The sequence below is a fragment of the Pontibacter brevis genome, from assembly GCF_054779655.1.
The window spans coordinates 86282-99910 of record NZ_BAAGXV010000007.1; the positions used below are offsets into that span (position 1 = coordinate 86282).

Annotated in this window: 12 protein-coding genes; 2 read left to right on the top strand and 10 right to left on the bottom strand. The window is 47.7% G+C overall.

What is annotated here, in order from left to right:
* Positions 1-241: 241 nt before the first annotated feature.
* On the bottom strand, positions 242-1288 hold the full coding sequence (gene holA / locus ACYVB1_RS01745; protein ID WP_460919870.1) for a DNA polymerase III subunit delta: 1047 nt from the start codon (positions 1286-1288) through the stop codon (positions 242-244).
* Between the two features lie 266 nt (positions 1289-1554).
* The gene (locus tag ACYVB1_RS01750) at positions 1555-2004 is read right to left on the bottom strand and encodes a GNAT family N-acetyltransferase (protein ID WP_460919872.1); all 450 of its coding nucleotides are present in this window, start codon (positions 2002-2004) and stop codon (positions 1555-1557) included.
* 195 nt (positions 2005-2199) lie between these two features.
* Between ACYVB1_RS01750 and tyrS the strand changes: the two genes are divergently transcribed.
* Positions 2200-3504 (top strand): tyrosine--tRNA ligase, encoded by a 1305-nt coding sequence (tyrS, locus tag ACYVB1_RS01755; protein ID WP_460919874.1) that lies wholly within the window; start codon positions 2200-2202, stop codon positions 3502-3504.
* A gap of 78 nt (positions 3505-3582) precedes the next feature.
* On the opposite strand, the gene ACYVB1_RS01760 is transcribed toward tyrS, so the two are convergent.
* Positions 3583-3774 (bottom strand): histone H1, encoded by a 192-nt coding sequence (locus tag ACYVB1_RS01760; RefSeq protein ID WP_460919876.1) that lies wholly within the window; start codon positions 3772-3774, stop codon positions 3583-3585.
* A 106-nt stretch (positions 3775-3880) separates the two neighbouring features.
* Complete coding sequence (locus tag ACYVB1_RS01765) at positions 3881-5119, bottom strand: aminotransferase class I/II-fold pyridoxal phosphate-dependent enzyme (protein ID WP_460919878.1); 1239 nt, start codon at positions 5117-5119, stop codon at positions 3881-3883.
* A gap of 208 nt (positions 5120-5327) precedes the next feature.
* On the opposite strand from ACYVB1_RS01765, the gene accC reads away from it, so the two are divergent.
* A complete protein-coding gene (accC, locus tag ACYVB1_RS01770) occupies positions 5328-6830 on the top strand; it encodes an acetyl-CoA carboxylase biotin carboxylase subunit (protein ID WP_460919880.1) in 1503 nt (500 codons plus the stop codon).
* A gap of 108 nt (positions 6831-6938) precedes the next feature.
* Here the strand turns inward: accC and bshB1 are convergent, their stop codons facing one another.
* From bshB1 to rpsO, 6 genes are all read right to left on the bottom strand, one after another.
* Positions 6939-7658, bottom strand: coding sequence for a bacillithiol biosynthesis deacetylase BshB1 (gene bshB1, locus ACYVB1_RS01775; protein ID WP_460919882.1), 720 nt, complete (start codon positions 7656-7658; stop codon positions 6939-6941).
* A gap of 13 nt (positions 7659-7671) precedes the next feature.
* Complete coding sequence (locus tag ACYVB1_RS01780) at positions 7672-8721, bottom strand: peptidoglycan DD-metalloendopeptidase family protein (RefSeq protein WP_460919884.1); 1050 nt, start codon at positions 8719-8721, stop codon at positions 7672-7674.
* Positions 8722-8861: 140 nt separating this feature from the next.
* Positions 8862-9800 carry a thioredoxin-disulfide reductase gene (gene trxB, locus ACYVB1_RS01785; protein ID WP_460919886.1) on the bottom strand — a complete coding sequence of 313 codons (939 nt, stop codon included), beginning with the start codon at positions 9798-9800 and terminating at the stop codon, positions 8862-8864.
* A gap of 149 nt (positions 9801-9949) precedes the next feature.
* Positions 9950-10813: a sigma-70 family RNA polymerase sigma factor gene (locus ACYVB1_RS01790; RefSeq protein ID WP_115565947.1), complete on the bottom strand. Its 864-nt coding sequence runs from the start codon at positions 10811-10813 to the stop codon at positions 9950-9952.
* 193 nt (positions 10814-11006) lie between these two features.
* Complete coding sequence (gene pnp, locus ACYVB1_RS01795; RefSeq protein ID WP_460919888.1) at positions 11007-13151, bottom strand: polyribonucleotide nucleotidyltransferase; 2145 nt, start codon at positions 13149-13151, stop codon at positions 11007-11009.
* 137 nt (positions 13152-13288) lie between these two features.
* Positions 13289-13564, bottom strand: a complete 276-nt coding sequence (rpsO, locus tag ACYVB1_RS01800) for a 30S ribosomal protein S15 (RefSeq protein ID WP_460919890.1) — start codon at positions 13562-13564, stop codon at positions 13289-13291.
* Positions 13565-13629: the final 65 nt, after the last annotated feature.

Consider the following 13629-nt stretch of genomic DNA (forward strand, 5'->3'; position numbering starts at 1 on the left):
TGTCTATCAATTGCCTCTGCAGGCCTTCAAAATGTTCTGCTCTCAAATAAAATTAAACCTGTTGCCGCAGGGCTTTCCTTCACCCTTTGTGATAACCGCCCTGTTTCAAAGTTAATGAATTTTATACAGCCTCTCCCGCACGACCAACATTTATGCAAGTCATCCGTAGCACCATACATCGTATATTACCTATATAATGTCGGGCCGCCGCTAAATATTGTGTGCTGTGGATAAATAGATTCTATACAGCTACAACACGCGGCACCGGGTGCAGCATCTTAAATACCAGTTCCCTTAATATGGCGGCATCAGACATGTCGCCTCCTGTTATACCTTTCACCTGCAAATCAGCCACCCGGATAAAATGGATGATATCGATGCAGCGCTGTAATGGGAAAACCCGTAGTGCCTGCATGTACTCCTTTACCAGAAAGCCCCGATTCCCCAAACTTTTGCGTATGCCTGCCTCCGATTTATCGGCTGCAGTGTGCAGGCTGAGCAGTTTTGTAAAAAAAGAGAAAAGCAGGCTCAGGTTCGGTATCAGCGGGTTGTTTTTGGGATTTGCCTCGAAATACTGAATGATGCGATGTGTTTTCAGTGCATCGCGCGCAATCAGGGCCGACTGCAATTCAAAAATATTATACTCCTTGCTGATGCCCACGTTCTCCTGTACAACCCGCTCATCAATTGTTGCGCCAGGTTTCAGGTTAATCAAAAGTTTTTCTATCTCATTCGAAAGCCTGGATAAATCGGCCCCGATAAACTCACTCAGCATGAGAACTGCTGGCGGCGTGGCTTTAACTCCTTTCTGCTTCAGGTAATTATTCACCCAGGCTGGTACCTGGTTGTCGTACAGTTTTTTTGTGGTGAGCAGTATGGCGTGCTTGCTCACCGCCTTGGCCAGCGCCTTACGTCCATCCAGTGTTTTGTGCTTGTAGCAAAAAACTAAAATCGTGGACGGCAGTGGGTGCTGAAGGTATGTCTCCAGTTGCTTCATCCCCTCTTCCCGCTCGATGTCCAGTACACTCTGCGCTTCTTTTACAATCACCACCGACTTCTCTGACATCATCGGGAAGCGTTTTGCCTGTAGCAGCACCGTCGAAACATCCACATCCTTGCCATACACCACCACCTGGTTGAATCCCTTTTCATGTTCCTCCAGCGCGTGCTCTTCTATATAATCCGCAATCAGGTCAATGTAATAAGGCTCCTCTCCCTGCAGAAAATACACAGGGGCAAACTGCCTCTTCTTTAGCTGTTCTAAGATGCCTTCGGGAGTGTGCGACATGGTAACTATTAGTTGGAAAAACAGCAGAAAGCTGCTGAGTAAAAGCGAACTCTTCCATACAAATTTAAAGCATCAGGGGGAAAGTCAAAGGATAAAATGAGGCTCTTGTGAAATTAAATACACCCTCTGTTCAGGCTTAAAGTAATGGTTTATGTACACTATGAAAGTGTTTGGCTTGAGGACTTACTTTATTCTTTCAGCATAGATTACGTCTGAGTCAGCAGTTTATCTTGCGCTCTTAGTATCGAAAACAGCATCATTATGGGTTACTTCAAGTCCTTCTTCATGATCAGCCTGGGCAGTTGGTCGAGATAATAATTTTCTGATGTCCTGAAAGCCTGAAAACCCAACTTTTGGTAAAGGTTAATGCCAGCTTTATTGTGTGGCTGCACTGTTAAAACAATGGTTCTTGCTCCATTGCCAGCCATATCTTCTACTAAAGATTGAAGCAGGCGAAAACCGATTCCACCACACCTGCAACCCGGTAACACACCAGCCGAAAGTATCCATGCCTCCCCCGTTTCCATGTTGTGGTGACCTATCGCATAACCCACCACCTCTCCTTCCACTGCGGCAACTTTGATGAGTTCAGGAGTGATATCGATTAGTTGTCGTAAAACAAATGTGGGGTAAGCGTCCTCTTCAAAAATATAATCATCAATGGCTTTTATCTGCGGGAGATCTTCCACTCCTGCAGCTCTGATGGAAAATGTCATAGCTTCTGTTGTGCGTAACCAGTAGTTGTTTTACTCCAGCTTGTATGAGAGGTTCTGTATTTAAGAAACCTGATAGGCCGGGCACAACTGCTGAAACAGCATAAGAAACATGGTTTCTGTTGATGGAAACTGATTTGTGGGCTCCAAACTGCTAACTCTTTTTTATATTTGCCCTGATACACGAATTTGGTTTACATGAATTTGATAGAAGAACTGAGATGGAGAGGCATGCTCCACGACTTCATGCCAGGAACAGAAGAACAACTTGCCTCCGGTATGACGGCTGGCTATATTGGTTTTGACCCCACAGCCTCTTCCCTACACATCGGCAACCTGGCTACTATCATGCTGCTGGTGCAGCTGCAGCGGGCAGGGCATAAACCCATCGCGCTGGTTGGCGGAGCCACCGGCATGATCGGCGACCCCTCAGGAAAGTCAGCGGAAAGAAACCTGCTGGATGAAAACACCCTCCGGGCAAACCAGGAAGGCATCCGCAAGCAACTGGAGAAGTTTCTGGATTTTAACAGCGGCGCCAATTCTGCCGAAATCGTTAACAACTACGACTGGTTCAAGGAGTTCAGCTTCCTGGGCTTCCTGCGTGAGGTAGGCAAACACCTGACGGTAAACTACATGATGGCGAAAGAATCGGTAAAGAAACGCATCAGTGCCGATGAGGAAGGCGACCGTGCCGAAGGGCTGTCCTTCACGGAGTTCTCTTACCAGCTTATTCAGGGATACGACTTCTACCACTTATATAAAAACAAAGGCGTTACTTTACAGATGGGCGCTTCAGACCAGTGGGGTAACATCACTACAGGTACAGAGCTTATCCGGCGTATAGACGGAGGAAAGGCGTTTGCGCTGGTAGGTAAACTGGTTACTAAATCAGATGGCACCAAGTTCGGGAAGTCAGAAGGCGGCAACGTGTGGCTTGACCCGGAATTGACCTCTCCTTATAAATTTTACCAGTTCTGGTTGAACCTGTCAGATGAGGAAGCAGAAAAACTGATTAAGGTATACACGCTGCTACCGCAGGATGAAATCACCGCTATAACTGAAGAGCACAAACAAGCGCCCCATCAGCGGGCTTTACAGAAAGCCTTAGCTAAAGATGTTACAATTCGGGTACACTCAGAACAAGACTATCAGGCTGCTGTAGAAGCCTCAGAAATTTTATTCGGCAAAGGGGATTTAGAGACACTGAGAGGACTTCGGGAAGACGTTTTGCTGTCTGTGTTCGAAGGAGTTCCACAGCTTGAGGTGAGCAAGCAAAGCTATGCTGAGGCAGCCACCGTTACAGACCTTCTGTCAGAGATAACAGGCGGCCAGATTTTCGAATCGAAAGGCGAAGCGAAGCGCATGATCAAGAACGGCGGCGTTAGTGTGAACCGCCAGAAGGTGCAGAACCCTGATGATGCGGTTTCTTTTGACCTGCTGCAGCAAAAATACCTGGTGGTGCAGAAAGGAAAGAAAAACTATTTCCTGATTACTGTTAACTAACTCAAAAATAGCATGTTAAATAAAAAAGGTGGCTTAAATAAGCCACCTTTTTTATTATCAGCCCTGTTAGGGGATGTCTTATTTTGCGCTTTCAGTGCTGTTTTTCATGTCCTGAACTTCCTTACGGATGTCCTGAGCCATGTTTTTCAGGTCTTGCATACCTTTACGTACACGCGTACCAGCAGCAGCGTTTCCTTTTTCGTAGAACTTTTCGAAGTCCGCTTCCAGCGACATTACAAGGTCCTTGAGTTTGTTAAAGTTGTTGTTCATTTGTGCATTGATTATTTGTGAAACATTTGAATTTATTGCTCTAATATACACATTTAATGAAAACAAGCAAAAATTAAGGATTTTTAATATAAGCCTTTAGAGCCAGTTAAGCGGTAACTGCCGGGCTTGAGTACAAGCCTTTGTCCAATTTCTGTGCAATTTTCTCAAACGCCGCAATCGTCTCGTTTACATCGTCCAGGGAGTGGGCAGCGGTTGGGATAAGGCGCAGCATAATCACGTCTTTCGGTACTACCGGATATACTACGATCGAACAGAAAATGCTGTAATTCTCACGCAGGTCAAGGGTTAACTGGGTGGCATCCGGAATCTGGCCGTTCAGGAACACTGGTGTTACTGGAGATTCGGTTGTTCCGATGTTGAAACCTTTTTCACGCAGGCCGCTTTGCAGCGCATCCACTACCTGCCACAGCTTATCTTTCAGCTCAGGGTTAGAGCGCAGCAGCTCCAGGCGCTTCAGGGCACCCACTGTAAGCGGCATTGGCAAGGACTTCGCGAAGATTTGAGAACGCATGTTATAGCGAAGGTACTCCACTACCTGCTCGTTAGACGCCACAAAGGCACCGATGCTGGCCATAGACTTCGCGAAGGTAGAGAAGTATACGTCGATACCATCCTGCACACCAAGGTGCTCTCCGGTACCGGCACCTGTGGCACCCATTGTTCCGAAACCATGTGCATCATCTACAAACAGCCTGAAATTGAATTTCTCCTTCAGGTCCACTACTTCTTTCAGTTTGCCCAGGTTACCGGACATACCAAACACCCCTTCTGTTATCACTAAAATGGCACCACCTGTGTTGTCTGTCCAGCGTGTAGCACGCTCCAGCTGCTTCTCCAGGCTTTCCATGTCGTTGTGGCTGTATACAAAGCGCTTGCCCTGGTGCAGACGCACACCGTCAATGATACAGGCATGCGACTCAGCATCGTAAACTATTACATCGTGGCGATCTACAAGGGCATCTATGATAGACACTACCCCCTGGTAGCCGAAGTTTAGCAACAGCGCATCCGGCTTCTGCACAAAATCAGCCAGTTCAGACTCAAGTTGCTCGTGCAGATTGGTGTTACCAGACATGATGCGGGCACCCATAGGCGTAGCCATTCCCCACTCAGCGGCAGCCTCTGCGTCAGCTTTGCGCACCTCAGGATGGTTGGCAAGGCCAAGATAGTTGTTCAGGCTCCACGTTAGCACCTCTTTCCCCCTGAATTTCATGCGGGGAGCAATCTCACCTTCAAGCTTAGGAAATGTGAAATAGCCATGTGCATAATGTGAGTGGCTGCCTAAAGGACCTCTGTTGGTCAACAACTTTTCAAATAAATCCACTTGTGTAATGATTAGGTTATCTGTATAATTTCAGTTTGCTTTATACAATATATACAAAATATATAATTTAGGTATACTGCTTTGCAAAGTTATGGTTTATTCAACTCATTTACAATTTATGAGCTGTAGACCTGCTGCTTTTCGATGGCTCATTTTTAAGTTTCGTATTAAAGCCTTTTCTTTGAAGGAAACAAACAAACGCTTCTGCATGAGAAAAATCAATAAGATTCTTGTAGCCAACCGGGGAGAGATTGCCCTGCGGGTGATGCGAACAGCTAAAGAAATGGGTATCAAAACAGTAGCCATTTACAGCGAAGCCGACCGCAACGCTTTGCATGTACGCTTTGCCGATGAGGCCGTATGTGTGGGTGGACCTAAATCAAGCGAGTCTTACCTGCGCGGCGACTACATCATTGAAGTTTGTAAGCAACTAAAGGTAGATGCTGTACACCCAGGTTACGGTTTCTTATCAGAGAATGCAGGCTTTGCTGCAAAAGTGGAAGAAGCGGGCATTATTTTCATTGGTCCGTCTCCGGCCGCCATCGAACTGATGGGCAGTAAACTGGCCGCCAAGGCCGCTGTAGCGAAATATGACATTCCGATGGTACCCGGCACTGAAGAAGCCATTACGGACGTGGAAGCGGCAAAGCAAATCGCCACAGAGGTGGGTTTCCCTATCCTGATTAAAGCGAGTGCCGGTGGCGGCGGCAAAGGCATGCGTGTGGTTGAAAGCGTAGCAGAATTTGAAGACCAGATGAAGCTAGCTGTGAGCGAGGCAACTTCTGCTTTCGGCGACGGTTCTGTTTTTATAGAGAAATATATTGGCTCTCCGCGCCATATCGAGATCCAGGTTTTAGGCGATACGCACGGAAGCATCGTGCACCTGTTCGAGCGCGAGTGTTCCATACAGCGTCGCCACCAGAAAGTGATTGAAGAAGCGCCTTCCGCAGTGCTCACACCTGCCCTTCGGGAGGCAATGGGTACCTGTGCCGTGAACGTGGCAAAAGCCTGTGATTACATTGGGGCGGGTACAGTAGAGTTTCTGCTGGATGAGAACCTGAATTTCTACTTCCTCGAGATGAACACGCGCCTGCAGGTAGAGCACCCGGTAACAGAGCAGATTACGGGCCTGGACCTGGTTAAAGAACAGATACACATAGCAGAAGGCAAACCACTAGCTTTCAGGCAGGAAGACCTGCAAATAAAAGGCCACGCTTTGGAGCTGCGGGTGTACGCCGAAGACCCTGCCAATAACTTTCTTCCAGACATTGGCCGACTCGAAACGTATCAGCGCCCGCAGGGTTTAGGGGTCCGGGTGGATGACGGTTTTGAGCAGGGTATGGATATCCCGATTTATTATGACCCGATGATAGCCAAGCTGGTAACCTTTGGCAAGGACCGCCAGGAAGCGATAGACAAAATGCTTCGGGCCATTGATGAATACCAGATCACCGGTATCGAGACTACTTTACCTTTTGGCACGTATGTGCTGCAGCATGAAGCCTTTGTCAGTGGCAACTTTGACACAAAATTCATAGAGCGCTATTTTGCTCCGGATTCCTTACAGCAGCAACCAGAAGAGCCTGCTGAAGAAATTGCTGTAGTACTTGCTGCCATGCTCCTAAACAAGAAAAAACCAGAAACCGTTACTAATGCAGTAAATGATAGCGCCCTTGCTACTTCTAACTGGAGAAAGAACAGGACAAGGTAAGCTTTACAGGAACTCTTCTAAAGGAGAATTCACATATATAAAAGCAAAGGCCGCTGCATGAATGCAGCGGCCTTTGCTTTTCGTAGCTGAAGAAAGTTGTTTAATACCTCAAACCAGGTCGAACAGGTTTCGGACACCGATAAGGCGTTCTTTGGTGAAGCCTTCTCCATACGTCACTCCTATGGCATGGCCAAGTTCTTTGGCTCTGGCCTCTACAAAACCCAGGAATTCCGGGGATGAGATGTACGTATTTGGTTCCGAGGCATTGGGATCGTAAAACTGGGATTTAAAGGCCCTTATTGTTTCCATTTTTTTCTCCCAGTAGGGCGTCACATCCACCACAATATCCGGGGTAATCAAACGGTCCTGGATAAAATGATACACCACCTTCGGACGCCATGCTACCTGCACTTCACCGGTATCATCGGTAGTAGGAATCATCCGTAGCCCCGCTTTGAAACAGGCTTCGGTTACCAGTTCAGAACCACGCCCATGATCCGGGTGTCGATCGTGGATGGCATTCGCAATGACAATCTCCGGCTGATACTGCCGTATCTTACGGATTACCTGCAGCTGGTGCTTTTTGTCATTTTGAAAGAACCCATCGGCAAACCCCAGGTTGTCGCGTACAACTACTCCCATTACGCTGGCTGCGTCCGCCGCCTCCTGTAAACGAATTTCGGGTGTGCCGCGTGTGCCCAGATCTCCCTCCGTCAAATCCACGATGCCCACTTTCTTACCAGCGGCAATGTGTGCAATGAGCGTACCTGAGCAACCCAATTCAATGTCATCAGGATGCGAGGCAAAGGCGAGAATATCTAACTTCATGTAGTTGTAGTGTTTATCTGATGCGCAGGGACTTCCCAACGCGTAAGGTTGAACGGGTACTCATGCCATTGAGCTTTGTTAGCTGGCTGACTGGCACTCCGTATTTCTTGGATATACCTGAAAGAGTGTCGCCGCTACGGATTTTGTGATATGCGGCACGTCTGCCAGCACTCGTACCCCCGCTCTTCGCTTTGTTGTAATAATTGAAAACGGCGGCAGTAATTTGGTAGCTCTCCCCTTTCAGCAGGTAATCAGGGAAGTCATAAATGTTTTCCGGATCCAGCGGGTTTCCCTGGTAACGCACCTCATAGTGGAGGTGCGGACCTGAACTACGCCCGGTGCTCCCCCCGTACCCTATCAATTCCCCTGCCTTTACATACTGACCTGGCTGCGCAATGGCTTTGCTCATGTGGCCGTACAGGGTCTCCAGCCCGTTGTAATGCCGCACCACAATATAGTTGCCATAGCCACCGCCGTCCCACTTGTTAATACGCACCACCCCATCGAAAGCGGCGAAAATGGTATCACCGGTATTCAGGTCTATGTCTGTGCCGTAGTGCCAGCGCCCGCCCCTTGCTCCGAAATGGCTCGTGATGGGCGTAGACTCCAATGGCATATTGTACTTGCGGTTCAAAGCCATGTCATACAGCCTGATATCAACGGTGTCCTTCAACTGCCGCCCATCCATCCTGTAGGGGTTCAGGTTATGGGTATCCCAGATAGCGTAGTAGCCGGCTATTTTAATCCAGCTGGAATCTACCAATACCTCTTCCGACATCTCTACAATGTGCTGCTCCCCCAGGTCAAGTTCAGAAGTGTCTTCGCTCACAATAGAGAGCTCCTTCTTTGGGTTGAAGAAGATAGAGGCATCCGCGTCAGACCCTTCATCCGGAAAATCCTCATACTTGATGAGGATGGTCGTATCAGGGCGCACGTACTGGATCTTAGGTGTTTTAACCTTAAAAAGGTCTTTCACCTTGCCTTGCGCCATGGCACCTCCGGCACACCACAGCATGCAGAGAAACAACAGTACAAAAGAAAGGGGTGCTTTGGATGTAAACATTCTTTTCTAAACCTTGGCTGTGCTGCCCAAACCGCATCACATATTTCGCTATGTAAACTACAGCACAGCCATTTTATTGTAAAACACCAGGCCATTCGTGCTTTTAACCAAATGGCAGGATGCTTTCTTATATGAAAGTTCTAGTGCAAATTCTGAGCTGCCAGATAGCGTTCTGCATCCAGGGCAGCCATACAGCCGGAACCTGCAGCCGTCACCGCCTGCCGATAGGTAAAATCCTGCACATCGCCACACGCAAACACGCCATCCACATTCGTCTTGGAAGTACCGGGAATCGTGCGGATATAGCCGTTTTCGTCCAGGTTCAGGTAATCGGCAAAAATATCTGAGTTTGGCTTATGCCCGATGGCCACAAAGAAACCTGCTACCGGAATCTCACGCGTTTCCTCTGTCAGCACGTTTTTTACACGTACAGCCTCAACGGCATGCTCTCCCAGGATTTCATCTGTGATGGAGTTCCAGAGTATTTCGATGTTCTTGGTATTCTTTACACGCTCCTGCATGATAGTGGACGCACGCATTTCATCACGGCGCACAATCATATATACCTTTTTACACAGGTTAGACAGGTAAGTCGCCTCTTCGGCAGCCGTGTCGCCGGCTCCAATAATGGCTACATCCTGGCCACGGTAGAAAAAGCCATCACAAACGGCACAAGCAGACACCCCGCTTCCGTTCAACCTTGCCTCAGACTCCAGTCCAAGCCATTTAGCAGAAGCACCTGTAGAAATGATAACTGTATGCGCCTCAATCACCTTGTGGTCATCGATAGTTACCTTGTGTGGCTGCGAAGAAAAATCTACTGCTGTGGCTATGCCATAGCGTACATCAGTACCAAAACGCTCTGCCTGAGTTTTGAAGTCTTCCATCATCTGCGGGCCGTTAACACCCTGAGGATAACCAGGATAGTTCTCCACGTCGTTGGTGATGGTAAGCTGCCCCCCTGGTTGAAGGCCCTGGTATAAAACGGGGTTAAGACCGGCTCTGGAGGCGTAAATAGCAGCTGTATAACCTGCCGGCCCCGAACCGATAATCAAACATTTTACTTTTTCTATTTCCATTACAAATCTGTTTCAAAAGAAATTTGGATGCAAACATACAAAATTTCTGTGCCTCTGCCTGCATAGGCTGCTGATTTTGCCTTGCATCGTGGAATAAAAAAGCCCTGGCATTTAGGGCCAGGGCTATTACTTTTCGTGTGAATGAGCCTTTAGCCTAAGTAAGGCTTCAATGCTTTGCTTCTGGATGTATGGCGAAGTCTTCTGATAGCCTTCTCTTTGATCTGGCGCACACGCTCGCGTGTCAGGTTAAACTTCTCACCAATTTCCTCCAGCGTCAGTGAATGTTCTCCATTCAGACCAAAGTAAAGGGAAATTACGTCAGCTTCGCGTTTTGTGAGGGTAGAAAGGGCACGCTGTACTTCTTTTCGCAGCGAGTCGTTCATCAGGCCCATATCCGGCGACTCTTCGTCTTCGTTCTCCAGCACGTCCAGCAGGCGGTTTTCCTCTCCTTGCACGAAAGGCGCATCTACAGACACGTGGCGGCCAGATATTTTGAGGGTATCTACAACTTCCGCAGTAGTTAATTCAAGTACTTCGGCAATTTCTTCCGGTGATGGCTCACGCTCAAACTTCTGCTCAAGCTCTGAGAAAGACTTCGAAATCTTGTTTAGGGAACCCACACGGTTTAGCGGCAGGCGCACAATACGCGACTGCTCTGCCAAAGCCTGCAGAATTGACTGACGGATCCACCAAACGGCATATGAGATAAACTTGAAACCTCTTGTTTCATCGAATCGCTTGGCTGCTTTGATCAGACCCAAGTTACCTTCATTGATAAGGTCACCCAGAGAAAGGCCCTGGTTCTGATACTGCTTTGCCACCGACACTACAAATCGTAAGTTGGCTTTTGTTAATTTCTCAAGCGCAAACTGATCTCCCTCTCTGATTCTCTGAGCCAGCGAAACCTCTTCGTCTGGTGTAAGCAAATCTACTTTACCAATCTCCTGGAGGTATTTGTCAAGCGACTGGCTCTCGCGGTTCGTAATCTGTTTGCTTATCTTGAGTTGTCTCATCAGAGTAATTTGTTATTGCAAAAAATGTGAAATTTTAAATTTTAGTTCGGTGTCTGAACACTACAAAATCGCGCAAAGTTCTGACATCCTACAAATAAAATCAAGATGTGAGGCTTTGGTGATGAAAGAAACTCTTGGCACCATGTACTTAACCAAAGTGAGGCACCAAGAGTTCTTTTATGAGACAATATTACTATTGATTTTGCTCAGGAGCACCTGGTTTAGGTAAGATAGCCTTGCGGGACAACTTAAATTTGCCAGTCTTCTTATCTACATCGATCAGTTTCACTTTCACTTCTTCGCCAATCTCCAGCACACCTTCCATAGTTTCGAGGCGCTCGTGCTTGATCTCAGAAATATGCAACAAGCCGTCTTTACCCGCCATGAACTCTACGAAGGCACCGTAAGGCTGGATGGATTTTACTTTACCGATGTATACTTCACCGATTTCCGGCTGGGCAACAATGGCCTTTATCTTGGAAACGGCGCTTGCCATAGATTCCTGATCGGTGGCAAAGATGTTTACGTGCCCCTTCTCGTTCTTCTCTTCGATGATAACGGTAGCACCCGTGTCTTTCTGAATCTGCTGAATTACCTTACCGCCTGGTCCGATTACGGCACCGATAAATTCTTTATCGATCACCATGTTGAAGGAACGTGGTGAATGCGGCTTGTAATCAGCGTTGGCTGTAGAAATAGTCTTGGCCATTTCGTTCAGGATGTGCAGTCGACCGGCATTTGCCTGAGCAAGCGCCTGGCTTAGCACTTCGTAAGATAAGCCTTGCACTTTGATGTCCATCTGGCAGGCAGTGATACCGTCTTTTGTACCAGCTACTTTGAAGTCCATATCTCCCAGATGATCCTCATCACCCAAGATGTCAGAAAGCACCGCAAAGTTTCCTGTTTTCTCGTCTGTGATAAGTCCCATTGCAATACCGGAAACAGCTCCTTTAACAGGAATACCGGCATCCATCAGGGCTAAAGAACCCGCACATACAGTTGCCATAGAAGAAGAACCGTTTGACTCCAGGATGTCGGAAACGATACGGATGGTGTATGGGTTCTGATCTTCCGGCGGAAGCACTTTCTTGAGGGCACGCAGGGCCAGGTTGCCATGACCTACCTCACGTCGGCCAGGGCCTCTGTTTGGCTTCACTTCACCGGTAGAGTAAGCCGGGAAATTGTAGTGCAGTAAGAATTTATTTGTACCGGATACCATGGCGCTGTCGATCATCTGTTCGTCCAGCTTAGTACCCAGTGTTACAGTAGTCAGTGATTGTGTTTCGCCACGGGTAAAAATAGCGGAACCGTGTGTAGCTGGCAGATAGTTAACCTCGGACCAGATAGGGCGGATTTCATCCAGCTTACGGCCATCCAGACGAACACGGTCATTCAGGATCATGTTGCGAACGGCTTCCTTCTCTGCATCGTGGAAGTAAGTTTTAATCAGGCCCATGTCGTAGGTATGATCTTCCGGCAGGGAGGCCACAAACTCCTCTAAAACAGCAGCAAAACCTTCTTTACGCTCGGCTTTGTTGGCGCGGCCTCTTCTGGCTACTTCGTAAGCCTTCTGGTAAGTTGCCTCATACACACGCTGACGCAGTTCTTCGTCATGTGTTTCGTGCGAGTATTCGCGCTTTACAGTTTTACCTACCAGTTCGGCAAGCTCTACCTGCGCCTGGCACTGCACCTTAATTGCCTCGTGGGCATACTGAATTGCCTCCAGCATTTCTGCCTCAGACACTTCGTTCATCTCTCCCTCTACCATGGCCACGCTATCGAAAGAAGCACCCACCATCAGGTCGATGTCCGCACGCTGCAACTCAGTCACGCTAGGGTTAATCACCAGTTTGCCATCTACACGGGCTACACGCACCTCAGAGATAGGACCATTGAAAGGAATATCAGAAACCGAGATGGCCGCAGAGGCTGCAAGGGCAGCAAGCGCATCGGGCATAATTTCTGTGTCAGCAGAAATCAGGTTGATGGTTACCTGTGTTTCGGCATGGTAGTCAGAAGGAAAAATCGGACGAAGGATACGGTCTACCAGACGGGAAACCAAAACTTCATAGTCTGACAATCTGGCTTCTCTTCTTAGGAAACCACCGGGAATTTTACCGGATGAAGCAAATTTTTCCTGGTAGTCTACTGAAAGAGGCAAAAAGTCCACCCCTTCTCGGGCTTCTTTGTTAGAAACGACAGCTGCCAGCAGCATGGTGTTACCCATTTTCACTACTACGGAGCCGTCAGCCTGCTTGGCAAGCTTTCCTGTTTCAATTGTTATCTCCCGGCCATCCGGAAGTATTATGGATTTGTTTATCGCGTTGTAAGGCATCATCAGTTTTTCTTTTACATCAAAAAGACAGGGCTACCCATTGTGGCCGCTGTCGGTACTGGCAATTGAGGAAGGAAAGGGAGGTGCTATAAAAAAGATTAGGGAATCCCTGTAGAAGAAATTCCCTAACGCTTGAAAGCTTACTTACGGATACCTAGTTCCGCAATGATTGCTCTGTATCTTTCAATATCGTTTTTCTGCAGGTAGTTCAGAAGTCTTCTTCTTTTACCTACCAGTTTCAAAAGGCCTAAACGCGTGCTAAAGTCCTTTTTGTGCGTTTTCAGGTGCTCTGTTAGATCTGAGATGCGTGTTGTAAACAACGCAATCTGTGACTCAGCAGAACCTGTATCAGTCTTAGACTTGCTAAGGCCATGCTTTTCGAAAATGTCTTGTTTCGCTTCAGTGGTTAATCTCATTGCGTAAATATATCAATCTGTTTTTTCTTGCAAAGACTACTATACAAGCCACAAAGGTATATAAT